This window comes from Nitratireductor soli (assembly GCF_001050155.1).
Classification (GTDB): domain Bacteria; phylum Pseudomonadota; class Alphaproteobacteria; order Rhizobiales; family Rhizobiaceae; genus Nitratireductor; species Nitratireductor soli.
Window position 1 is genome coordinate 60,392 of sequence record NZ_LFVY01000010.1, and the last position, 23,769, is coordinate 84,160.

Here is a 23,769-nt window from a genome sequence, read left to right on the forward strand (position 1 = left end):
GGCACAGTTTCAACGGCGGGGCGCCCCCGCTCAGATCACGTAGGATCGGAGCGGTTCGAACCCGTTGAAGGCGACCGAAGCGTAGGTCGTGGTGTAGGCGCCCGTGCCTTCGATCAGCACCTCGTCGCCGATGGTCAGCGACAGGGGCAGCGCATAGGGCGTCTTCTCATACATCACGTCGGCCGAATCGCAGGTCGGGCCGGCCAGCACGCAGGGCGCGGTGGCATCCCCGTCGCGCGGCGTGACCAGCGGATAGCGGATCGCCTCGTCCATCGTCTCGGCCAGACCGCCGAACTTGCCGATGTCGAGATAGACCCAGCGCACATTGTCGTTGTCGGCCTTCTTCGAGATCAGCACGACTTCCGATTTGATGACGCCGGCATTGCCCACCATGCCACGGCCGGGCTCGATGATGGTCTCGGGAATGCGGTTGCCGAAATGCTTGCGCAGCGCCGAGAAGATCGCCTGGCCATAGGCCTGCGCCGCCGGCACGTCGCGCAGGTAGCGGGTCGGAAAACCACCGCCCATATTGACCATCTTCAGGACGATGCCCTCGTCGGAAAGCCGGGCGAACACCTGGCGCGCGTCGCCCAGCGCCCGGTCCCAGGCGGCCAGGTCCGTCTGCTGCGAGCCGACATGGAAGGAAACGCCATAGGCGTCGAGGCCGAGCGCGCGGGCATGGCGCAGCACGTCGACGGCCATCGCCGGCACGCAGCCGAACTTGCGCGACAGCGGCCATTCGGCGCCGGCGCCGTCGGTCAGGACGCGGCAGAACACTTTGCTGCCGGGCGCGGCGCGGGCGATCTTCTCCACCTCTTCGACGCTGTCCACGGCGAACAGGCGGATGCCGAGATCGAAGGCGCGCGCGATATCGCGCTCCTTCTTGATCGTGTTGCCGTAGGAGATGCGGTCGGCGGTGGCGCCGGCGTTCATCGCCATTTCGATTTCGGCGACCGAGGCCGTGTCGAAGGACGAGCCGAGCTGCGCCAGCAGACGCAGGATCTCCGGCGCCGGGTTGGCCTTCACCGCGTAGTAGATCCTGGAATCGGGCAACGCCTTCTCGAAGGCGCAGAAATTGTCGCGAACGACATCGAGGTCGACGACGAGGCAGGGACCGTCGGGACGTCGGGTGGCGAGGAAGTCGAGGATGCGCTGCGTGGCCATCATGTCTCTCCATCGGCGGCGCCGCGCGCCGCGTCACTGAAGCTCAAATCTGCGGCCGAAAACCATTCGGCCGCGGTGGACAAAGGGCGCGGATACGCACATCGATGGACCGGCAGGTGGAGGCACCGGAACCAGGACATGCGGCGACGCGCTTCTGTGCGTTCCCGCCTTGCGGCGAATACGCGCTTTGTCTGCCTCAGCTTTGGTATGGGAGACCCCAACCGCACTGCCGGCAATGAAGGTGTGCCTCTTCAGTAACCCCGATTTTTGGACAATCGGCAGACACCAGAAAGGCCCGCACCGTCGTTGCTTCAAGATGTCCTCGGTTTGGCGGTTGGCCGTCAGACCGACTGGAGTGGTTAAGTCCAGGTACCGTACCGGTTTCCTCGCCATATTCGAGGTCCGGCGGACACCCACAGGCACGTGCGACTTTGGGCAGCGCGGATATAGGCGCGTCGCTTGTCACAATCAACGAAAATTTTTGCCATGCTTGAAAAAAAGGATTCGAACGCCGACTTTGAACCCAGCAGCAAACGAGGGATGAACGATGACCGGGACACGCGACACGCTGAACGCATTCCTCGACTATCCCGACGCGCCGGTGCCCTCGTCGGCCGAGGGTCCGCTTGCCGGCTTCACCCTGGGCGTCAAGGACATCTACGATATCGCCGGCTATGCGACCGGCGGCGGCAACCCGGATCGCGAGAAGGCCTTTCCCCCGGCAGCAAAGACCGCCCCGGCCATCCAGGCGCTGCTCGATGCGGGCGCCCGCTTCATCGGCAAGACCCAGACCGACGAACTCACCTATTCGATGATCGGCCTGAACGCCCACTATCCCGCCCCCGTCAACCGCGCCGCGCCGCAGCGCGTCACCGGCGGCTCCTCGTCCGGATCGGCCGCGGCGGTCGCCGGCGGACTGGCCGACATCGCCATCGGTTCCGACACCAATGGCTCGATCCGTGCGCCGGCCTCCTTCTGCGGACTGCTCGGCCTGCGCACCACGCATGGCCGCATTCCCCTTGCCGGCACGATGGCGCTCTCACCGTCCTTCGACACGCTGGGCTGGTTCGCCGCCGACCGCACCGTCTACGCCAAGGTCGGCGAGGTCCTGCTCGGCGAGGATACGCACAAGGCACGGCTTACCAAGCCGGTGCGCATCGAAGCCCTGGACGCCTGCCTGTTCGGCGACCAGGAACGTGACGCCTATGGGACGATGCTGCGCATGGTGACCCGTCATTTCGATCGCCAGCCGGCTTTCCTGGCGCTGTCGGAAACCCCGGACGCGCTGTTCGAATACTTCAGGAGAATACAGGCATTCGAGGCGTGGCGTGTGCACGGTCCCTTCATCACCGAAGCGCAGCCGCGGCTCGGTCCCGGTGTCAAGGAGCGCTTCGATTATGCGCGCGGCATCAGCGACGAGGCCATGGAAAACGCCAGCCAGGGCCGGCGCCGCTTCCAGCAGGAATTCGCCGCGCTGTTCGATGACGACATGGTGCTTGTCCTGCCTTCGCAACCGACCGCCGCCCCGCTCAAGAGCGCGACGCTCGAGGAACTGAACTCCTATCGCAATCGCGCGCTGACGCTTACAGCCTTTGCCGGACTGCTCGGCTGGCCGCAGATCAGCATCCCCCTTGGCCAGGTGCATGACGCACCCTTTGGCATCTCATTGCTTGGACCGGCCGGCAGTGATCGGCAGCTCATTCGGCTGGCGGCAGAAATCCTCTCCGGAAACTGAAGGGAAGTTCATTGGACACTCTCAGCCGCATGCGCGCCTTCGTCGATGTGGTCGACGCGGAAGGTTTTTCCGCCGCCGCCCGGAAGGTCGGCAGGTCGAAAGCCCTTTTGTCGAAATATGTGCGCGAACTGGAGGACGAGCTCGGTGCGCTCCTGCTCAACCGCACCACCAGGCAATTGTCGCTGACGGAGGCCGGCCACACCTATTTCGCGCGGGCCATCGAATTGCTGCGCGATATGGAGGACTTGACCGAAGCGGTGCGCCAATCCTCCGGCGATGTCAGAGGCCGCATCAAGCTGTCGGCGCCGCGCACCTATGCCGATGCGCCGATCGGCCAGTCGCTGATCGATTTCGCCAAGGCCAATCCCGACATTACCCTCGACATCAATCTCGACGACCGCTTCGTCGATCTGGTGGAAGAAGGGTTCGACCTGGCGATCCGCATCACCAAGCTCAGCGATTCATCGCTGATCGCCAAGCGGCTTGCGCCGTTTCGCGTGGTACTCTGCGCCTCGCCGGAACTGATCGCCATCCATGGCAGACCGTCGACGCCGCAGGAGCTGACACATCTGCCGTGCATCGTCGATACCAATGGCCGCTACCGGCAGAACTGGCCGTTCCTGGACGACAGCGGCCAGACGATCAACGTTCCGGTGACCGGCCGCATCGAGGTCAACAGCCCGCTGACGGCGCGCGCCGCCGCCCTGTCCGGCCTGGGTTTCGCCATCCTGCCCGATTTCATCGCCGATCCGGAGATTTCAGCCGGCAATCTGGTACCGCTCCTGGAGAAGAAGAGCCCCGAAGGGGCCGGCATTTTCGCCATCTACCCGCACCGCCGCTATCTGCCCGCCAAGGTGCGGGTTCTGGTCGATTACCTGGCACGCTGGCTGAAGGAAAATTATCCCTCGGGATAACGCGCCACGTCCAAATTCCGCCGGGTTCATGCTAGACAAGCGCGAAACGTTTTTTCCTTAGACCGGTTCATCGTTTCATGGAAACGCTGCCCCGCTCTATCTGTTTGTTTTTCCGCATTTATGCGGACGTCAGGTGAAACCACCTGGCAGCTCAAATGCTCTAGCGAGGCGCGCATGCAGGTCTGGAAGTCCAACGCCGTGAAAGCCGCCGCAGCAGCTCTCTTCGCGCTTACCGCCGCCGGCCCTGTCCTGTCCCATCCGCACATCTTCGCCGAAGCCCGTCTCGACGTTTCGGTGGACCAGAACCGCAATGTCGAGACACTGCATCATGTCTGGCGCTTCGACGATCTGTTTTCCAGCACGGTCCTGGTCGAGTTCGACAAGAACCAGGACATGAAGCTGGACGCGGATGAACTGAAGGACGTGGCCGACACCGTATACAGCTCGCTGGCGGAGTACGGCTACTTTCAGATCGTCACCCAGGACGGCAAGGACGTGACCATGCAGGCGCCGGACCGCCTGATCGCTGATTTCGTCGACAACCAGCTGATCATCCTGTTCGAATCGAAACCGAAAACCGCTCTGTCCCTGAAGGGCAAGGTCGATTTCGCCATCTACGATCCAACCTTCTACACGGCCATCGACTTTCTCGAGGATGAGTATATGACCGTCGACGCCATGCCCGATGACTGCACGCGCCGCGTCATCCGCCCGGACGCGGACGAGGCCATTGCCCAGAACCAGCAGACGCTCACCGAAGCCTTCTTCAACGATCCGACCGGCAACGACATGAGCAAGATTTTTGCCACCCGCCTGGAAATCGCCTGCGGCAAGGACAGCTGAGCGATGCGTAACGCTTACGGTAACCGCCGCCGTACTCGGCACCTCGCACTGACCGCCGCCATCCTCTGCGCCGTCGTTCTCGCCGCCGATGGCGCTCTGGCGCAAAGCTCGCTCGGCATCGGCGCCGCCGAGCCGTCGATCAAACCGTTCGGCCCCTTTGCCGGCGTGTTGCAGTGGATCAACACCCAGCAGCAAGCCTTTTACCGCATGCTCACCGGCGCGCTGAAAGCCATGCGCGACGACGATGGCGCGCCATGGCTGCTGGTCGGCTTGTCCTTTGCCTACGGCATTTTCCACGCCGCCGGTCCCGGTCACGGCAAGGCGGTGATCTCCTCCTATATGCTGGCCAACGAAGTGGCGCTCAGGCGGGGTGTGCTCCTGTCCTTCGCCTCGGCATTGCTGCAGGGGCTGACGGCGATCGTCCTGATGGGCGTCGTCTTTCTGGCCCTGCGCGGCACGGCGATCTCCATGACAGACGCAACCTGGTTTCTGGAAAGCGTGAGTTTTGCGCTCATCGCCGCCTTCGGCGCCTGGCTTCTGTGGGGCAAGTCGCGCCGGCTCCTGCGCCGCGCGGCCGATGAAGGGCCGCCGATGCACAGCCTTTCGGCGGCCCATGTGGGTGAAGCTGTCGCCCGCCACGCACACGACCACGATCATGGCCATGATCATGGCCACCATCATGCGCATCATGATCATGGTCCGGGTGAAGTCTGCGCCACCTGCGGCCACGCGCATGCACCCGACCCGTCACGACTGACGGGCGACCGGCTGGACTGGAAGACGGCCGCCTCGGCCATCGCCGCGGTCGGCATCCGTCCCTGTTCCGGCGCGCTGATCGTCCTGACCTTCGCTTTCCTCAACGGGCTCTGGCTGGGTGGCGTCCTGTCCGTCTTCGCCATGTCCATCGGCACGGCGATCACCGTGTCGATCCTGGCGACGCTGGCGGTGACGGCAAAGAACTGGGCGGTCGCCCTGTCGGGCGGCGGACGCCTCGGCACCGGCATTCACAACGCGATCGAGATCGGCGGCGCGGCGCTGGTCATGCTGCTCGGCCTGGCGCTGCTGGCGGCCAGCCTGAGCGTCTGACGAAGGTTAATCGCGCTTTTTCTGCACCCGCGCCCGCAGCCAGAAGACCAGGAAGAAAGCCGCGACGAAGCAAACGGCGATAACACCGGCAGCCGCGGTCGAATAGTCGCCGACCGCCAGCATGATGCGTGGCATGAGGAATGCCACGATGCCGAAGCCGATGATGATGATGGCCGCGGCAATGGCCGATTTTCGGTTTTCCGTCAAAAGCTTTTACACCCATTGGCGCGCCGCCGTGAGACCGGCCCGGTTTCACGGCACGCTGCACATATCCGACTAGAGCGGGATGAGGAAAAGTGTGAAGCGGTTTTCCGCTCGCATCCCGCTCCAACCTATTGAGAGCGATCACGTTTATGATTTTGGATTGATTCAATCCAAAATCATCGTGATCTAGCGGCCCATCAAGGCTTCAAGCCGCACCTTCTGCCTGCCTTCATTATCGAAATTGACCGGATCAAGCCATGCGTCAAATGCACTTTTCAACGCCGGCCATTCATGGTCGAGGATGGAGAACCAGGCCGTGTCGCGGTTTTCGCCCTTGACCACCAGATGCTGGCGGAAAACGCCCTCGAAGGTGAAGCCGAACCGTTCCGCCGCGCGCTTCGACGGCTGGTTGCGGTTGTTGCACTTCCACTCGAAGCGCCGATAGCCGAGATCGTCGAAAACGTGTCGGGCGAACAGGTAGAATGCTTCCGTCGCCCGCACGGACCTGGCAAGCGCCGGTCCCCAATAGATGTTGCCTATTTCGATCGAGCCGTTCGCCGGGTCGATGCGCATCAATGTCTGGCGTCCGCCGGCCATGCCGGTTTCCTGGTCGATGACGGCAAAATGCAAAGGATCCGTGCTGGCGGCGGCACTTTCGAGCCAGGGCTGGAACGCCGCGCGATCCAGCGGCGGGTGGTCGTACAGCCAGCGAAACCGCGTGTCGATGTCCGCTACGGTGGAGGCGGCGAACAGGTCGTCGCCATGCTTTTCAGGGTCGAGCGGCTCCAGGCGAACCGTGCGCCCTTCGAACGTTTGCCGTGCCGGGCGCGGCCGGGCGGTCCAGGCGGTGAGGTCGGTCTGCATGCGGCGATCTCCAATCCGGTATCGCCATCTGGAAAGCATGAAACGACGTCCCCCGAAAGGCCCAGCCGGCCGTGCGGGCCTGCGCCAGTGGTCGATGGAAGCGTTCTGGATGGCAGCACCGGATACGGCCGGGGCGGTCATTGCAAGACCGCCCCGTTTCGAACCGTGCTTGGGAGGAGGAAAAGCCGATTCGACACCACGAATACTATCGGCAATTCGTTAACGTTTACTTAACGAACTCGTTCAAATCCGCGTTACTTCGTGCCATCGAGCCCTACCGCACGACGATCTCGGGTCCCATCAGGCTGTAGGGCAGCCATGTCGAGAGGATCGGCACATAGGTGACGATGATCAGGAAGGCGAACAGCACCAGGACGAAGGGCGCCGCCGCGCGCACCACCTGGATCAGGCTCATCCCGGTGATTCCGCTGGTAACGAACAGGTTGAGGCCGATCGGCGGCGTTATCATGCCGATTTCCATGTTCACCACCATGATGATGCCGAGGTGGATCGGATCGACGCCGAGCTCCATGGCGATGGGGAAAACGACCGGCGCAACGATCAGCAGCAGGCCGGACGGTTCCATGAACTGGCCACCGAGCAGCAACAAGAGGTTGACGGCAATCAGGAAGGTAAACCAGGTGAATCCGGCATCGACCATCACGCTGGTGATGGTCTGCGGAATGCGCTCGGCGGTCAGCACATGGGCGAACAACAGCGCATTGACGATGATGAACATCAGCATCACCGTGGTGCGTGCCGCATCGACCGTCACCTTGCGCGTCTCCTCGTTGAAGAAGGCGCGCAGGAAGTTGCGTCCCATCAGCGCCAGATTGCGCCGCCAGATCGGCAGGCTGGCGGTCAGCTGGTGCGGCAGCCCCGTCAGGCCCGCCTCGCCGCCGCGCCACATCGCATAGGCGATCATCACGGCAAGCGAGGCGGCAAGCCCGGTCAGTGCCCGGCCCTGAAGCGTCACCCCGTCCCACTTGGACGTCAGGAAGAAGCTCATGATCATCCAGACGAAGAAGAACGCCAGCGCATAGACGCTGGCCGAGAAGCCGACGCGGGCGCGCTTCGTGTCGGTTTCCAGCACCCAGCCCACACCCTTCATCGGCCCCATGTCGCGATAGACGAACACAGCCACGACAAAGGCGTAGACGGCGGCGACGGCGGCCGCCTCCGTCGGCGTGAAGACGCCGCCATAGATGCCGCCCAGAATGATGATGATCAGGAACAGGCCCCAGCCGGCCTGCTTGCCGCCCTCGAGGATTTCGTGAAAACCCTTCCACTCTTCCGAAGGCAGGTCGCGCAGCCGCGCCATGACATAGATGGCGATCATCAGCATCAGGCCGGCAACGATGCCCGGCACAACCCCGGCCAGGAACATGCGGCCAACCGAAACATCGGTTGCAGCCGAATAGACGACCATGACGATAGACGGTGGGATGAGAATACCCAGAGTGCCGGCATTGGCGATGATGCCGGCTGCGAATTCCTTCGTGTAGCCCACCTGGCGCATGCCGACGATGGCGATGGTGCCGATGGCGACGACCGTTGCCGGCGACGAGCCGGACAGGGCCGCGAACATCATGCAGGCGAGCACCGAGGCCATCGCCAGGCCGCCCTTGAAGTGACCGACGGAGGCGATGGCGAAGCGAATGATGCGCCGCGCCACGCCGCCTGTCGACATGAACGCCGAGGCGAGCACGAAGAAGGGGATGGCCAGCAGCGTGTAGTTCTGCGAGGCGGTGAACAGTTGCAGCGCCACCGAGGAGACGGAATCCTGCGAGAAGAAGGCGATGATCAGCAACGAGGAAAGCCCCAGCGACACCGCCACCGGCACGCCGAGAAACAGAAGCACGAGAACGAAGACAAACAGGATCGCCGGTTCCATCGTCCTACTCCTTCAACGCGTCTTTGTTTGCAGCAACGAGATCTTCCGCCTCATGGCCGGCGATGATCAGGTCGCGGCTGCCATTGGCGATCGCCACCATCCCCTGCAGCGCGCGGAAGGCGAGCAGCGCCAGGCCGATCGGCAGCATCAGATAGGCCACCCAGCGCTGCACGCGCTCCTGCAGGCCGAACGTTTCCTGCATCCATTCGGGATAGCGCAGATCGTCGAGACCGGTGCCGCGATCGAACATGAAGGTCCAGTAGCCGATGGCGCCCGTCTGGCGCCAGTTGGTCGACACCGAAGCACCGAAAAAGGCCAGCCAGCCGGCATAGAGAAGAATGAAGGCGTAAAGGAACACGCATAACGCGCCGAAGATGGCGATGGCGCGGAACAGGCGCGGCGGCGCCAGTCGAATGAAGGCATCGACGCCCAGATGGATGCCCTGTTTGACGCCATAGCTCATGCCGAACAGGATCATCCATGCAAACAGGATGCGCGTCAGCTCCAGCGCTCCGCCCCAACCGCTGTTGAAGCCGTAGCGCGCAACCACCTGGGTGAAGGAGACGAGAGTGATGGTCGCCAGAAGCACCGCCAGGACGTTTTCCTCGAACCGCCCCACAGCGTCGGGAAAGCGCCGCTCGACGGCGAACAGAACGAACACCAGGGCAATGAGCCCCAGCACCGGCCAAAGCAGAGCCATGGAAATCTCCTTGGGGAAGACAAACCGGACGCTCCCCATCTCCAGATGGAAACGGGAAACGCCTAATCTGACGGCCTAGTGGTCTGACCGAAACAGATGGGAACCATCTGTTGGGACCGCACCACGAACCGTCATGCTCCGGGACCGACAGGCCCCGGACTTGTCGCCTCAGGAGCCGCTCGCGGCGGCCGAATCGATCAGTTCCTTGCCGATGTCGCCTTCGAACTTGGCCCAGACCGGCTTCATCGTCTCCACCCATTTGGCGCGCTGCTCGGGCGTCAGCTCGCGGATGGTGCCCTTGGCATCGAGAATGTTCTGCCGGCAGGCATTTTCCTGGTTGGCAACCTCGGCGTTGGCCGCCGCCGTCACCTCGTCGGCGATCTTGACGAACTGGTCGCGCACCGCCGGATCAAGCCCTTCCAGCCACTCCGTGGACGTGACGAGGAGATAGGCCAGAAGCTGATGGTTGGTCTCGGTGATGCCATCCTGCACCTCGAAGAATTTCTGCGTGTAGATGTTGCACCAGCTGTTTTCCTGGCCATCGACGACGCCGGTCTGCATGGCGCCGTAGACCTCCTTGAAAGCCAGTTTCTGCGCCGAAGCGCCCATGGCCTCGATCATCGCCACGGCGACATCGGAGGTCTGCACGCGGAATTTCAGCCCTGCGGCATCCGCTGGCTCGAGCAACGGCTTGCCGGCGGAGAACTGCTTCAGGCCGGACGACCAGAAACCGAGACCGGTATAGCCTTCGTCCTCGGTCACCTTGAGCAGCGCCTTGCCGTCGTCGGAGGTGGTGAAATTGTTGACCGCATCCAGCGTCGGGAACAGGAACGGCAGGTCGAACAGCCGGTATTTCAAGGTGTAGGCCTCGAACTTGGCCAGCGACGGGGCGGCCAGTTGCACATCGCCCAAAAGCAGCGCTTCCATCACCTTGTCGTCGTCGTAGAGCGTCGAGTTCGGATAGACCTCCATGCAGGCCGTGCCGTTCATCTCGTCGTTGACGCGCTGCGCCAGAAGCTGCGCGGCATCGCCCTTGGGATGCCCCTTGTCAGCCACCACATGGCTGAACTTGATGACCATTTCGCCAGAATCGCATTGCGCCTGCGCCTGTGTGGTGAGCGCGGTCAAGGCAAGTACCGATAAGGTGCCGATCAGAAGTTTCATGATTCTCCTCCACTTCGCGTTGATGCGTCCATCCCATGATGGCCGCCGCTGTCGTTATTGGTGGCGTGATGCCGGAACCCGCCCGGCACCCCGCCCACAGCTTTGACCGCCATCCTGTGACACGGAGCGAATGAAATCAAGCGAGGCGGGAATCGCGCCACACTCCAACGCCTAGTGCTTTAGTCGGAATAGTCGCGCTCATCGGCGATCACCTTGCCGTCCCTGGGCAGGGAACCGCGCGCCACCACCAGAACGCGGCCGGTGATCTTGGTGATATCGCGCAGGCTGGCTTCCACCGCGCCGGTGTCGAGCGCGACGCCCTCCACCGGCTCCACGTGCAGTTCCATCGCGTCGTTCGCGCCCTTGCGGGTCACCACCAGCCGAGCCCGATCGATTCCCGCTTCACGTTTGGTCAGTTCGTCGATCTGTTTCGGATCGACGAACATCCCCTTGATCTTGGTCCGCTGGTCGGCCCGCCCCATCCAGCCCTTGATGCGCATGTTGGTCCGCCCGCAGGGGCTCTGCCCCGGCAGGATAGCCGACAGGTCGCCCGTGCCGAACCGCACGAGCGGATAGGCCGGGTTGAGGCTGGTAACCACCAGTTCGCCGACCTCCCCTTCCTGGACCGGATCGTCCGTGCCCGGCCGGACGATCTCGACGATCAGGTTCTCGTTGATCACCATGCCCGGCAACGGTTCGCCGTCAGCGGTCGCAGTCTCATAGGCGATGACACCGAACTCGGCGGTTGCATAGCATTGCAGCACCGTGATGCCGCGCCTGCGATATTCTTCGCGCAGCGAGGGAAACAGGGCCCCTCCCGAAACGAGCCCGATGCGGAAGGAGGACAGATCCTTGCCGGCCTGGTCGGCGCGGTCGAGCATGAGCTTCAAGAAATCCGGCGTGCCGGCAAAGACATCGGGCCGGAAGACGGCTGCCGCCTCGACTTGAATGTCGGTGTTGCCCGTGCCTGCCGGCAGCACTGTGCAGCCAAGCGCCCGCGCTCCGGTGTCGAGCACGAAGCCGCCGGGCGTCAGATGATAGGCAAGCGCATTGTGCACCCTGGCGCCGGGCCGCACCCCGGCTGCGAAGAAGGCACGTGCCGCCTGCCAGGGATCGGCCCCGCCGCCCTCGATCTCCCAGATCGGACCCGGCGACACGAACACACGGGCGCCTTCGAGCGCGTCGGGATTGACGAACCCGCCAAACGGTGGGCGCGCCATCTGACGCGTCAGCAATTCGGGCTTGCGCAGCACCGGCAGGCGCGCCAGCCTGGCACGGTCTGTAACTGCGGAAAGGTCGATGCCGGCGAGCCATTCGGCCAGCCCCTCCGCCTTCGTCACGGCCTCGCTGAGAAAGCGCGGCAAGCGCTCGAAAAGCTCGCGCTCGCGCTCCGCCGGGTCGCGGATTTCCAACGCATCGAAGTGCGGTGTCATTGTTCCTCCCAGAGTTTTCAGGTTTATCGCAGCAATCGCACCCATCGGGCAAGGTTGACGAGCGAAATCAGCGCCGCGGCCAGATAGGTCAGCGCCGCGGCGCGCAGGACCGCGCGCACCGCCGGCAAGTCCGCCGGCGCGACGTAGTTTCCCTGTTCGAGGATGGGCAACGCCTTGGCGAAGCTGGCGTCGAATTCGACCGGCAGGGTGACGAGCATGACGACAACGCGGACTGCCAGCAGCGCCACGCCGACAAGCACGAGGGCGATCAGCGCCAACGGCGTGTGAACCAGGATCATCAGCACGGGCGCGGCAATGAAGAACACGCCGGCGAGACGGTCGGTTGACGCCGCCAGGCCGGCGAGGCTTTGCCGGACGGCGAACGAGCGCTCGCCGCGCGCATCCTGCAATGCGTGCGAAACCTCGTGCGCGGCGACCGCCACCGCCGTCAGCGACCGGCCGGAAAAATTGGCTTCGCTGAGGCGCACCGCCTTGTTGGTGGAATCATAATGATCGCCATCGCGATCCGTGACCTCGACGGCCACATGCGCGAGGGCGAAATTGTCGAGCAGATGGCGCGCCAGTTCGCCGCCGGTGCCCGGAATGTCGGCCCGGTCAGCGGCATGCCGCGCAAACGTGCGCCGCACCAGGAACTGCGGCAGGACGATGACGCCCAGAAGGACCAGGCCGGCCAGGGCGATCAGCATGCTGTGCGCCCCGCCCTCATGGCCGCTCTATCAGGAAACGCCGGCGCTGCGCGTCAGCACGAAATTGGTGCCGTTGGCCAGCGTGCAATTCATCTGGCTTGTGTTTGCCAGAAGGCAGGTTGCCGACGTGTTGCGCTGGCTCTTCAACGAATAGAACGACAAGTCGATCGTCCGCTGGTCACGATGGGTGTAGGAGCCTTCGGTCAGCGTCTCACCGGTCTGCAGGGCGCGCGAGCTGAAACGGCCGCCCTGAAGCGTTGAAACGGCGACGCCGTCGGCGCCCATCCACTGGCCCTCGACACCCGACTGCCGGGAGGCCTGCCGGCCGCCGCCGGACAAATCGCTCTGGCAGCCCGCCAGGGCAAGAGCCGCCGCCACGGCGCCCAGCGTGAATATAGTCCGTGCCTTCATGGTATCGACCTCCTATTGCGCGCCGGAAGAGTGCAGGCAGCGCACCGCCTCTCGAAGTCAGGCCCAGCCCTGCATCCTAATCAGGCCATGCCGTTTTTCAATTGCCCGATTTCCGCGCCAATGCAAGCACGGCGCGTCGGCCGGCTCTCAACGCACGAGAATGTTGCGGAACTGCCACGGGTCCCGTTCGTCGAGATCCTCGGGGAAAAGGCCGGGGCGCCCGTCGAGCGGCGTCCAGTCCGTATAGTAGCCCTTGACCGGCCCGAGATACGGCATCTGGATCTCCAGGCAGCGGCGATAGTCGATCTCGTCGGTCTCGACGATGCCGGCCTCGGGGTTCTCCAGCGCCCACACCATGCCGGCCAGCACGGCGGACGTCACCTGCAGTCCGGTCGCGTTCTGATAGGGCGCCAGCGCCCGCGCTTCCTCGAGCGACAACTGGGAACCGTACCAGTAGGCGTTCTTGTCATGCCCGTAGAGCAGCACGCCCAGCTCGTCGATGCCGTCGACCAGCTCGGTCTCGTCGAGCACATGCTGCACGGGCTGCGCCTTGCCCGCCGCGCCGAACATTTCGTTGAGCGACAGCACCGCGTCGTTGCACGGGTGGTAGGCGTAGTGGCAGGTCGGCCGGTAGACGAGCTTGCCCTTCTTGTCGCGCACGGTGAAAAAGTCGGCGATGGAGATCGCCTCGTTGTGCGTGACCAGGAAGCCGTATTGCGGGCCGGGCGTCGGACACCAGCTGCGCACCCGCGTGTTGGCGCCGGGCTGCTCCAGATAGATCGCCGCCTTGTTGCCCTTCTTCTGCTTGCGGGCGTTTTTCGGCTTCCAGGCCTCATGCGTGCCCCAGCCAAGCTCGGCCGGCTGCAGGCCCTCGGAGACGAAACCTTCGACGGACCATGTGTTCCAGAAAACGCCCATCGGCTTGGGCTTCTTGGTGCGTTGCGTGTCGCGCTCGGCGATGTGGATGCCCTTCACGCCGCAGGCCTTCATCAAGCGGGCCCAGCCGTCACGGTCCTCGGGCCCCGGCTCCTCGAAGTCGAGCTTCAGATCGTGGGCAAGATTGACGAGGCCCCGCTTGACGAACCAGGAAACCATGCCCGGATTGGCGCCGCAGGTGGACACCGCCGTGGTGCCGCCGGGATTCTTGGCCTTTTCCTGGCGCACCGTCTCGCGCAGCGCATAATTGGTTCGCGAGGCATTGTCGGCCTTGTCGTCGAAGTAAAAGCCGAGCCATGGCTCGACAACCGTGTCGATGTAGAGCACACCGAGCTTGCGGCATAACTTCATAAGGTCGAGCGACGAGGTATCGACCGACAGATTGACGCAAAAGCCCTGCCCTTCGCCCTCCGTCAGCAGCGGCTTCAGCAATTCCTTGTAATTGTCCTTGGTGACATGTGCCTGGACGAAGCGGATGCCGCGCTCGTCGAGCAGCTTGCGGTCGTTGTCGACCGGATCGATCACCACCATGCGGGACTTGTCGAATTTGAAGTGGCGCTCGATGAGCGGCAGTGTGCCGCGGCCGATGGAACCGAAGCCGATCATGACGATCGGGCCGGTGATTTCACCATGAACGGGCCAGTCTTTCGCAGCCATTACGCGCCTTTCTCAAAACAACGGTCCCCAGAGCGTCCTTTATGCGTCCGTTTGAACGCATAAAGGACGCTCTATCTCTTTGTTTTTCCGCATTTATGCGGGCGTCAGGTGATACCACCTGACTGCAAAATGCTATAGCCTCAAAACACAGAACGCTGTCACAATAAAGCGCAAACCCTTTGCAGCGTCGGACAGGCTTTGTCATTCCTTAAGGGCATCCAGGCCCGGCATCGTCTTCGACACCAGGAATTCTATGATCTCGTATTCAGCCAGGTTGTGGACGGTGAAAGGATCTTCCCGCAAGCATTGCTCGACAACGGCGCGGTCGCCGCGCGCCAGGATGACGCCTCCCGTGCGCGGCACCTTGCGGCCGGAGGCGATGAAGACACCCGTCTCATAGTGCTTCTCAAGCCATGCCATATGGGCGGGAATATGCGCATCGACGTCCTCGATGGGAACAAGATACGTCAAGGAAACGACAAACATCCGCGTTCTTCCTCTTCTGTTCTGGGATAATTCAGCGTGCGTCGGGACTTTCGGCAAAGCGCGCCTTCAGGAGCGCTTCCGCGTATTCGCTTTCAGCGGTCGAATCGTACACCACACCCCCGCCCACATTGTAGACGGCGCTCGCGTCGGGAAAGAGCGACACCGTGCGGATCGCCACGTTGAAGCGCATGCTGCCATCGGGCGCCGCCCAGCCGATCGCCCCGCAATAGGCCTCGCGCGGCGCATCCTCCAGTTGACGCAGGATCTCCATCGCGCGGATTTTGGGAGCGCCCGTCACCGAACCGCAGGGGAACAGGGCGCAGAAGACCTCGAGCAGGCTGGGCCTGCCCGCAAGCCGGGCGCGCACCCGGCTGACCATCTGATGCACGGTCGGATAGGTCTCGACATGAAAGGACTGCGGCACGCCGAGCGTTCCCACTTCGCAGATGCGCGAAATGTCGTTGCGCAACAGATCGACGATCATGCGGTTTTCCGCCTGGTTCTTCGGATCGCTGCGCAGAAAATCCTTCAGCGCAGCATCTTCGGCGGGCGTTGCACCGCGCGGCGCCGTGCCCTTCATCGGCAGGGCCTCGATCCAGCCATCCCGCGAAACCTCGAAAAACAGTTCCGGCGACCGCGAGAGGATCACCGGCCAGCCGAGATCGACCAGCGCCCCGTAGCGCACCGGCTGCCGCCGGCCGAGCGCATTGAACAGTTCGGCCGGCGTGCCGCGCCAGCGGGCGGAAATCGCAAACGTCAGATTGGCCTGATAGCAATCGCCGGCCATGAGATGCCGGTGCAACCGGTCGAAGCGCCGGCGATAATCGTCAAACCGCCAGCTTGCCTGCGCGTCGAAAAGCCCGGCCTGCCCGGCCTCCTCGCCATCGACGATAGGCCGCTCGTCGGGCGGATCGAAAACGCCCAGCCGCAGCAGCGGCCCGCGTCGCGCCGCCGGCAGGAGCGGCGCCAGCTTCGGCTCGAGCAGATAACCCGCTTCATAGGAAAGATAGCCCGCCAGCCATAAGCCGTCGCTACGCGCCCGCTCGGCCTTCTCGAGCATCGGAAACAGCGTCGCGCCGTCCCAGGCGACGAGCAGTTCGCGCGGCCGGGAAAACAGCATCTCCCTGCCATCCGCATCGTTGCGGAACAGGACGGAGGATTCTTTGTCCGCTTGCACCGACCTGCCGCCGAAGGCTGGGATCAGCCGTCGAGCGCCTCGAGTTCGTCGATCAAACCCTCGATCACCGACAGCCCCTTGCTCCAGAAATCCGGGTCGGTCGCATCGAGGCCGAACGGCTTCAGCAGCTCCGAATGATGCTTCGTGCCGCCGGCCTCCAGCATGGCGAAGTATTTCTCCCGGAACCCGTCCGGCGCCTGCCGGTAGACGGCGAACAGCGAATTGACCAGGCAATCGCCGAACGCATAGGCGTAGACGTAGAAGGGCGAATGGATGAAGTGCGGGATATAGGCCCAGAACGTCTCGTAGCCCTCGCGCAGATGCACCGCCGGACCGAGGCATTCGGCCTGCACCTCGAGCCACAGCGCGCCGATCTGGTCGGACGTCAGCTCGCCGTCGCTGCGCCGCTTCTCATGCACGCGGCGCTCGAACTCGTAGAAGGCGATCTGCCGGACGACCGTGTTCAGCATGTCCTCGACCTTCTGCGCCAGCATCGCCTTGCGCTCGCGCGGCTCGGTGGTCTGCGCCAGCAGCGACTGGAAGGTCAGCATCTCGCCGAACACCGAGGCGGTTTCGGCCAGAGTCAGCGGCGTCGGCGCCATCAGCGCGCCCTGGCGCGCCGCCAGCACCTGGTGGATGCCGTGGCCCATCTCATGGGCCAGCGTCATCACGTCGCGCGGCTTGCCCTGATAGTTGAGCAGCAGATAGGGATGCGCCGACGGCACCGTCGGATGAGCGAAGGCGCCGGGCGACTTGCCGGGCCGGACCGGTGCGTCGATCCAGTTGCGCTCGAAGAACCGGCTGGCGATCTCGGCCATTTCCGGCGCGAAACCGCGATAGGCGTCGAGCACGGTTTTTTCGGCCGCCTCCCAACCGATCACCGCTTGTGGCGTTTCCGGCAGGGGCGCGTTGCGGTCCCAATGGCTGAGCCGGTCCATGCCCAACCATTTGGCCTTCATCGCGTAATAGCGGTGCGACAGGCGCGGATAGGCCTCACGCACGGCAGCCGCCAACGCATCCACCACCGGCCGTTCGACACGGTTTGCCAGATGGCGCGAATCGGCAATGTCGTCGAATCCGCGCCAGCGGTCGGAGATTTCCTTGTCCTTGGCCAGCGTGTTGGTGATCAGCGTGAAGACGCGCAGATTGCCGCGGAAGGTTTCCGTCAGCGCCTCGGCCGCCCTGCGGCGCTTTTCCCCGTCAGCGTCCTGCAAGAGGTTCAGCGCCTGCTCCAGCGCCAGCTCTTCGCCGTCGATGGTAAAGCGCAGGCTGGTCATCGTCTCGTCGAACAGCCGGTTCCAGGCGCCTCGCCCGGTGACCGATTTTTCATGAAAAAGCTGCTCGATCCGGTCTTCGAGCTGGAACGGCTTGTCGCGCCTGATGTCGAGGACCCAGGGCCGGTAACGGGCCAGCGTCGCGTCGGCCTCGAGCGCCGCATCGATCAGCGCGTCGTCGATCTTGTTCAGTTCAAGGGTGAAAAAGATCAGATGGGCGCTGGCGTCCGTCAGCTTTTCCTGCACGTCTCCATAGAGCTTGGCCCGCTTCGGGTCGGAAGTGTCGCCGGCGTAGAGCAGCCCGGCATAGGAGACGATGCGCCCCATCAGCTCTTCCAGCGCTTCGTAGGCGACCACCGCCTCGCCGAGCCGCCCGGCGGCGGCCTTGCCCGCCTCCTCGGCAAGCTTGCCCTTCCAGGCGGTTTCAAAACCGGCGGCTTCCGCCGCGGCGCGGTCGAGATCGCGCACCAGCTCGGGCGCGTCGAGCGCCGGATAGAGGTCGGACAGGTCCCATTCCGGCAGGGCGCCGAAGCCCGTCTCGGGGGGTGCCGAGGCGAGCGCCGCCTCCGTCGCGGCGTGATGCGCGCCTGTGCCTGGAATGTGGGCCATCAAGGTCCTCGTCTATGCCGAATCTGCGGGTCTCCACGGCGAGGAAAGGTTTCGTTCACCGGGATTCTTGAACCCTTGTTTAGAAGCCTATGCCATTTTGATCCAGCCCGATCACAGAAACAGCGCGGGATATCGTAGCGCCATTGCATAAATGCGACATGCCTCAATCCGTTCTCATCGTCGATGACGACCCGGTCCAGCGCCGGCTGCTGCAGGCCGTTGTGGAGAAGCTCGGCCATGCGCCGCTGCTGGCCGAGAACGGCCGTGTCGCCCTGGACGTCCTCCGCACGGCCGGCAACCGCCCGCGCGCCTTGGTCCTCGACCTGATGATGCCCGAGATGAGCGGCCTCGATGTCATGCACCATATGCGCGACGAGGGGATCGATATCCCGGTCATCGTCCAGACCTCCAAGGGCAGCATCGACACCGCCGTCGAGGCGATGCGTGCCGGCGCCTTCGACTTCATCGTCAAGCCGATCGCGCCGACCAGGCTTGGCGCCGCCATCGGCAGCGCGCTCAAACTGGCGGCAATGGAAAGCCGCCAGCGCAAGGTGAGCAAGGACGCGTCGGATTTCTCCTTCAAGACGCTTGTCACCAACAGCCCCACCATGCGGCGCGTCATCCAGCTCGGCCAGAAGGCCGCCGCAACCGACATCCCGATCCTGATCGAGGGTGAATCGGGCGTCGGCAAGGAGTTGATCGCCCGCGCCATCCAGGCGGCTGGCGAGCGGCGCCGAAAACCATTCGTCACCGTCAATTGCGGCGCCATTCCCGACACGCTGGTCGAGAGCATCCTGTTCGGCCATGAGAAAGGCGCCTTCACCGGCGCGACGGAAAAACACACCGGCAAGTTCGTCGAGGCGGACACCGGCACGCTGTTTCTCGACGAGATCGGCGACCTGCCGCTCGACGTCCAGGTAAAGCTGCTGCGCGCCGTGCAGGAAGGCGAGGTCGACCCGGTCGGCGGGCGCGGCACGCGCAAGGTCGACATTCGCCTGATCTCAGCCACCAACCACGACCTGATTGATCGTGTGAAGAACAACAAGTTCCGCGAGGATCTGTACTATCGCCTCAACGTCTTCCCGATCATGGTGCCGCCGCTGCGCGACCGGAAGGAAGATATCCCTCTCCTCGTACAAGATTTCATCGCCCGGTTTTCCAGCGGCGAGCAGCATCGCGTCACCGGCATTTCCAGCGCCGCGCTCGAACTGCTCGTGGCCCACGACTGGCCGGGCAACATCCGCCAATTGGAGAACGCCGTGTTCCGCGCGGTCGTCCTGTGCGAGGACGGCATGCTTGGTGTCGAGGATTTTCCGCAGATCCGCGCCCAGGTGAGAGGCATCGATCCGCGTACGGTTGATGCGATTGCGGTAGCGGAAGAAACGCCCGCCCACGGCCCGGCCAATGCAGGCAATGATTCCCCCCCGCAAAATGACCTGCCGAAGGGATTTCTGCGCGGTCTTGACGAAGACGGCAATGTGCGGCCGCTGGAAACGGTGGAAAGCGAACTGATCAGACTGGCTATCGATCACTATAACGGCCAAATGAGCGAAGTTGCCCGTCGGCTCGGCATCGGTCGGTCCACACTATACCGCAAGATCAAGGAAATGGGCCTCGATTCGGCCGAAAGAACGTAGTGGCACTCGAGCAGCATCCGACAGGGTGTGCGCAGCGATATTCGGTTTGAACCCGGCATTGTTCTGCACTTGACCTGAGCGTCCTGCCGGTTGGACATGGCGCTCTCTCCCCGCCGGTTGGTTGCCAGCGCCCGGCCTGTTCGTTAATCAGTGATTCACCATCCTGCCCTTCGTCGCATTTTGCCACGATCTCGCCATGCTCTTCGCGCATTCCTGCTTTAATAAGACCGGGTTAACCATTAGATTGGATATTCGGAAGGTGGGACGAAATTTCCGGGCCAAGGCTCGGGGGACAAACACCAGCCTGTAAGGCCACGGATCTTGAGACAAAACGACATTGACGTTTTTGGATGGCGCTTGGCTTCATTCGCACGGGTGAAGCTGTTGGCCAGTATGATGATCGCCCTCGGCTTCCTGGCCGCCGCGACACCGGCCGCGCACGCCGAGACGCGCACCCTGAAGCTGTATTTCATCCACACCAAGGAACGCGCCGAAATCACCTACAAGCGCAACGGCCGTTACATCCAGAGCGGCCTCCAGGAGATCAATCGCTTCCTGCGCGACTGGCGGCGCAACGAGCCGACCAAGATGAGCCCGCAGCTGCTCGATCTCATGTGGGAGGTCTACCGCGCCACGAGAGCGCGCGACTACATCCATGTCGTTTCGGCGTACCGTTCGCCGCAGACAAACTCCATGCTGCGCAGCCGCTCGGGCGGCGTCGCCAAGAAAAGCCAGCACATGCTCGGCATGGCGATCGACTTCTACATTCCCGGCGTGAAGCTTTCCAGCCTGCGCGCCGCCGCGCTCAAATACGAGGCGGGCGGCGTCGGCTACTACCCGCGCTCCGGCTCTCCCTTCGTCCACCTCGACGTGGGCGGCGTGCGCCATTGGCCGCGCATGAGCCGCAAGGAACTGCTGGCCCTGTTCCCCGACGGCAAGACGATCCACGTGCCGACCGACGGCAAGCCGCTGCCCGGCTACAAGCAGGCGCTGGCCTCCTATGAAGCGCGCAAGCGCAGCGGCGGCTCGATCCAGGTGGCCAGCGATTCCGGCGGCCGCAGGGGTGGTGGCGGCCTGCTTGCCGCCCTGTTTGGCGGTGGCGCGGACGAAGAAGAGGATAATGCCGATTCGGTTGCGGCCCCGGCCCGCAAGCCTGCCCGTGCGCAGCCCGCGCCCGTCCAGGTCGCCCGCGCCGCACCGGCCCCCGCCGCGCCGCAGCCCCAGGCGCCGGCCGAAACGCCGGCGACGATCCTGGCCGCCCTGCCCCAGCGCGACCTGCCCGTGCCGCGTTCGGCACCGCGCCCCGACGTGGCCGTCGGCCAGCCGCTTCCTTTCGAGGTGAAGCCGGTCGAGCAGGCGCCGGTGCTTGCAGAGAAGACACCCGAGGAAACAGCGACGGCCGTGCTTGTCGCCACGAATGTTCCGATCCCGACCCGCCGGCCGAACTACACGCCGCCCCCGGCGGCAGTGCCTGACGAACCGACCCGTGACGCCACCCGTGACGCCCTTGTCCAGATGGCGTCCGCCGAGACGGGTGCGCCGGATGCCATTGCCGGGGTCCTGGCCAACGCGCAGAACGACGCCGAAGAGCCTGTTGGCACCGCCGCCTATCTGCCGGTGCCGTCCCGGCGGCCGATGGATGCCGCCACGCGCGTTGCCATGACAAAGGAGGCGGAAGCCACGGAGTTCAGGCTCGCCGCCCTGCCTCAGCCGCGTCCCGGCCAGGAAGCACCTGCCGAGACCATCAGCACGCCGGCAACAGCCGACCTCCAGCCGCGCGGCGAACCTGTTTCCGCCTCGCCGCGGCTCGCCCTCCTGGCCAGCGCCAACGCCAATCCGGCAAAGGCGGTGACGGGCAGCGCGCGCAGCACCGGCAAATCTGCCAAGCCGGGACCGAAGGATGTATCGCCGGAAGCCCAGCCTGTCGTCGTTGCTGCCACCCTCGGCACGAAAAGCCGCGCTTTCAGCCGGCATTCGATGCTGACCGAGGCTGCGCATGGAACGCATCCGCCGGCATTCGACAGCGAATTCGTCCGCTCGCCGAAGACGGTCTACACCACTGGTTTCGAGCAGAATTTGGCGGTGGCCGATGCGACGCGCTTCACCGGCAAGGCCGTCAACTTCCTCTCGATGGCCCGTTTCCGGACCAATTGAGGAAGGCCTGATCCAGAAAAAGCGGGGTTGGGCCCCGCTTTTTTCGTCTCTGCCGGCGACCGTCTCGTCAGGATTTCAGCGTGCTTGCCTGCCGCGCCAGATCCTCGATCTCCGCCCAATTGCCCGCAGCGATCTCCTTGTCCGGCGCGACCCACGATCCCCCGACACAGATAACGTTTGGCAGCGACAGGTAATCGCCGACATTCTTCGGCGAAACGCCTCCGGTCGGACAAAAGCGGATCGTCGCCAGCGGCGAGGCCAACGCCTTCAGGAACGGGACCCCGCCAGCCTGTTCGGCGGGAAAGAATTTCAGGAGCCTGTAGCCCTCCTCGCGCGCGGCCATCACCTCGCTCGGCGTTGCCGCGCCCGGCAGGAAAGGCACCTCCGACATCGACGCCGCATCAAGCAGTTCCTGCGTGATGCCGGGGCTGACGATGAAGCGCGCGCCGGCGGCGACCGCCTGCGAAAAATCCTTCGATGTCAGGATCGTGCCGGCGCCGACGATGGCGTCGGGCACCTCTTCGACAACCAGGCGGATGGCGTCGATCGCGTCCGGCGTGCGCAAGGTGATCTCGATCGCCGGCAAACCGCCGCGCACCAGCGCCTGCGCCAAAGGCACTGCATCGGCGAGACGATCGATCTTCAGGACCGGAATGACCGGTTGCCCCTCCAGGATCGCCAGCAACGCCTCGTCCTTCCTGTGCATGGCCGCCTTCGTCTGCATCGTGGTCTCCTCGGTGGCTCGCTGTTTTCAAACGGTTTAATACACGCAGTCAGCAGCCCTTGAACACCTTTCGCCGCAACGAGGCAAGAAGGCGCGCCGGCACAGGTCAAAAAAAGCCGGAGAAAAAGCGTGTGGCAGACCGCCAGAGACGTCGGAGCATCGCGCCAATCGGCAGGGACCGCTGCAGGGCCGCCATGGTTTGCGGCCCGGCAACACCGTCGACGACAAGCTGATGGTCTTTCTGGAAACGCGTGAGCGCCCGACGCGTCAGCGGACCGAAAACCCCATCGGCGGCAAGATGATACCCCTGCGCCGACAGCAGTGTCTGCAAATCCGCCACTCGCGCGCCGCGCGCGCCAAGCATGATCGGACCGTCCCCGGAGCCGGCCTCGCCCGCCGCGTAGCTGCGATAGGCACGCGCCAGCTTGGTATCGTAGCGGTTCTTGGCAAACCCCGGCCCGTTATAGCCGCGGGCGAAGGCCTGCCAGTCGTGCCGCGCCAGGGCGTCGCGCAGGCCGGATTTGTCGATGTAGCGCACCATCAGCATCACCTGCCCGGATAAACCGCCGCGCGCCTCAGCGACCAGCGCATCGACGCTGGAAAAGCCCAGCCAGCTCCAATGCGCGCCCATCACCTGGCCGATGCCCCATGACGCCGATTCATAAGCCGCCTTGCGGTCGATGGCGGCGGCGCGGGCAAGCATTGCCCAGCGTTCCGCCTGCCCGCGCGGATTGGCGATCGTCCCCGCCTGCGTCGCCGAAAGCCCCGCCCGGCGCGCCAACGCCTGTTTCTCGCCCGCAAGCCGACGGTCGAAATAATGCCCCTCGAAGCGGATCAGCGGCTCGACGCGTCCTTCGACCGTGGCATGGGTGCGGCCGCCGCTCTCGACCTGCGCCACGGCGAGGATCGCCGCCGGCTCGAAGGCGTGTTGGCGCGCCAACGCACCGATCGTCCCGATTGCATCTGCTGAAAACATCGCCGTGCCTCGTTCGTCGT

General features: G+C 64.1%; 21 protein-coding genes. 6 read left to right on the plus strand and 15 right to left on the minus strand.

Going from position 1 to position 23,769, the window contains the following annotated elements:
• Nucleotides 1-30 precede the first annotated feature (30 nt).
• Nucleotides 31-1,164: an ornithine/lysine decarboxylase gene (gene odc2, locus AB843_RS13780; protein WP_048647584.1), complete on the minus strand. Its 1,134-nt coding sequence runs from the start codon at nucleotides 1,162-1,164 to the stop codon at nucleotides 31-33.
• Nucleotides 1,165-1,711: 547 nt separating this feature from the next.
• Here odc2 and AB843_RS13785 point away from each other — a divergent pair.
• The 4 genes from AB843_RS13785 (at nucleotide 1,712) to AB843_RS13800 (ending at nucleotide 5,742) form a co-directional block, all read left to right on the plus strand.
• The gene (locus AB843_RS13785; protein WP_048647453.1) at nucleotides 1,712-2,899 is read left to right on the plus strand and encodes an amidase; all 1,188 of its coding nucleotides are present in this window, start codon (nucleotides 1,712-1,714) and stop codon (nucleotides 2,897-2,899) included.
• Nucleotides 2,900-2,910: 11 nt separating this feature from the next.
• Complete coding sequence (locus AB843_RS13790) at nucleotides 2,911-3,813, plus strand: LysR family transcriptional regulator (protein WP_048647454.1); 903 nt, start codon at nucleotides 2,911-2,913, stop codon at nucleotides 3,811-3,813.
• 174 nt (nucleotides 3,814-3,987) lie between these two features.
• Nucleotides 3,988-4,656 carry a DUF1007 family protein gene (locus AB843_RS13795; protein WP_048647455.1) on the plus strand — a complete coding sequence of 223 codons (669 nt, stop codon included), beginning with the start codon at nucleotides 3,988-3,990 and terminating at the stop codon, nucleotides 4,654-4,656.
• Between the two features lie 3 nt (nucleotides 4,657-4,659).
• The gene (locus AB843_RS13800; RefSeq protein ID WP_048647456.1) at nucleotides 4,660-5,742 is read left to right on the plus strand and encodes a nickel/cobalt transporter; all 1,083 of its coding nucleotides are present in this window, start codon (nucleotides 4,660-4,662) and stop codon (nucleotides 5,740-5,742) included.
• A 6-nt stretch (nucleotides 5,743-5,748) separates the two neighbouring features.
• Here AB843_RS13800 and AB843_RS13805 read toward each other — a convergent pair whose 3' ends face one another.
• The 12 genes from AB843_RS13805 to AB843_RS13860 form a co-directional block, all read right to left on the minus strand.
• Nucleotides 5,749-5,949, minus strand: coding sequence for a hypothetical protein (locus tag AB843_RS13805; protein WP_048647457.1), 201 nt, complete (start codon nucleotides 5,947-5,949; stop codon nucleotides 5,749-5,751).
• A 183-nt stretch (nucleotides 5,950-6,132) separates the two neighbouring features.
• Entirely contained in the window at nucleotides 6,133-6,810 is a 678-nt protein-coding gene (locus tag AB843_RS13810; RefSeq protein WP_048647458.1) for a GNAT family N-acetyltransferase, read from the minus strand.
• A 274-nt stretch (nucleotides 6,811-7,084) separates the two neighbouring features.
• Complete coding sequence (locus AB843_RS13815; protein ID WP_048647459.1) at nucleotides 7,085-8,704, minus strand: TRAP transporter large permease; 1,620 nt, start codon at nucleotides 8,702-8,704, stop codon at nucleotides 7,085-7,087.
• Nucleotides 8,705-8,708: 4 nt separating this feature from the next.
• Entirely contained in the window at nucleotides 8,709-9,404 is a 696-nt protein-coding gene (locus AB843_RS13820; protein ID WP_206412887.1) for a TRAP transporter small permease, read from the minus strand.
• Between the two features lie 168 nt (nucleotides 9,405-9,572).
• On the minus strand, nucleotides 9,573-10,568 hold the full coding sequence (locus AB843_RS13825; RefSeq protein WP_048647460.1) for a DctP family TRAP transporter solute-binding subunit: 996 nt from the start codon (nucleotides 10,566-10,568) through the stop codon (nucleotides 9,573-9,575).
• Between the two features lie 179 nt (nucleotides 10,569-10,747).
• Nucleotides 10,748-12,001 carry a phenylacetate--CoA ligase family protein gene (locus AB843_RS13830; protein ID WP_048647461.1) on the minus strand — a complete coding sequence of 418 codons (1,254 nt, stop codon included), beginning with the start codon at nucleotides 11,999-12,001 and terminating at the stop codon, nucleotides 10,748-10,750.
• 23 nt (nucleotides 12,002-12,024) lie between these two features.
• Complete coding sequence (locus tag AB843_RS13835; protein ID WP_048647462.1) at nucleotides 12,025-12,708, minus strand: zinc metallopeptidase; 684 nt, start codon at nucleotides 12,706-12,708, stop codon at nucleotides 12,025-12,027.
• Between the two features lie 30 nt (nucleotides 12,709-12,738).
• Nucleotides 12,739-13,119: an Omp10 family outer membrane lipoprotein gene (locus AB843_RS13840; protein WP_048647463.1), complete on the minus strand. Its 381-nt coding sequence runs from the start codon at nucleotides 13,117-13,119 to the stop codon at nucleotides 12,739-12,741.
• A gap of 147 nt (nucleotides 13,120-13,266) precedes the next feature.
• Nucleotides 13,267-14,712, minus strand: coding sequence for a homospermidine synthase (locus tag AB843_RS13845; protein ID WP_048647464.1), 1,446 nt, complete (start codon nucleotides 14,710-14,712; stop codon nucleotides 13,267-13,269).
• Nucleotides 14,713-14,913: 201 nt separating this feature from the next.
• Entirely contained in the window at nucleotides 14,914-15,198 is a 285-nt protein-coding gene (locus AB843_RS13850) for a YciI family protein (RefSeq protein WP_048647465.1), read from the minus strand.
• Nucleotides 15,199-15,229: 31 nt separating this feature from the next.
• Nucleotides 15,230-16,375 (minus strand): aminodeoxychorismate synthase component I, encoded by a 1,146-nt coding sequence (locus AB843_RS13855; protein WP_082143826.1) that lies wholly within the window; start codon nucleotides 16,373-16,375, stop codon nucleotides 15,230-15,232.
• Between the two features lie 23 nt (nucleotides 16,376-16,398).
• A complete protein-coding gene (locus tag AB843_RS13860) occupies nucleotides 16,399-18,258 on the minus strand; it encodes a M3 family oligoendopeptidase (protein ID WP_048647466.1) in 1,860 nt (619 codons plus the stop codon).
• Nucleotides 18,259-18,416: 158 nt separating this feature from the next.
• On the opposite strand from AB843_RS13860, the gene AB843_RS13865 reads away from it, so the two are divergent.
• The gene (locus AB843_RS13865) at nucleotides 18,417-19,895 is read left to right on the plus strand and encodes a sigma-54-dependent transcriptional regulator (protein WP_048647467.1); all 1,479 of its coding nucleotides are present in this window, start codon (nucleotides 18,417-18,419) and stop codon (nucleotides 19,893-19,895) included.
• Between the two features lie 396 nt (nucleotides 19,896-20,291).
• Entirely contained in the window at nucleotides 20,292-22,049 is a 1,758-nt protein-coding gene (locus AB843_RS13870) for a peptidoglycan L,D-endopeptidase MepK (protein WP_048647587.1), read from the plus strand.
• A gap of 67 nt (nucleotides 22,050-22,116) precedes the next feature.
• Here the strand turns inward: AB843_RS13870 and AB843_RS13875 are convergent, their stop codons facing one another.
• Together AB843_RS13875 and AB843_RS13880 are read right to left on the minus strand one after the other, a co-directional pair.
• Nucleotides 22,117-22,755, minus strand: coding sequence for a 2-dehydro-3-deoxy-phosphogluconate aldolase (locus AB843_RS13875; protein WP_048647588.1), 639 nt, complete (start codon nucleotides 22,753-22,755; stop codon nucleotides 22,117-22,119).
• A gap of 124 nt (nucleotides 22,756-22,879) precedes the next feature.
• The gene (locus AB843_RS13880; RefSeq protein WP_048647468.1) at nucleotides 22,880-23,749 is read right to left on the minus strand and encodes an N-acetylmuramidase domain-containing protein; all 870 of its coding nucleotides are present in this window, start codon (nucleotides 23,747-23,749) and stop codon (nucleotides 22,880-22,882) included.
• Nucleotides 23,750-23,769: the final 20 nt, after the last annotated feature.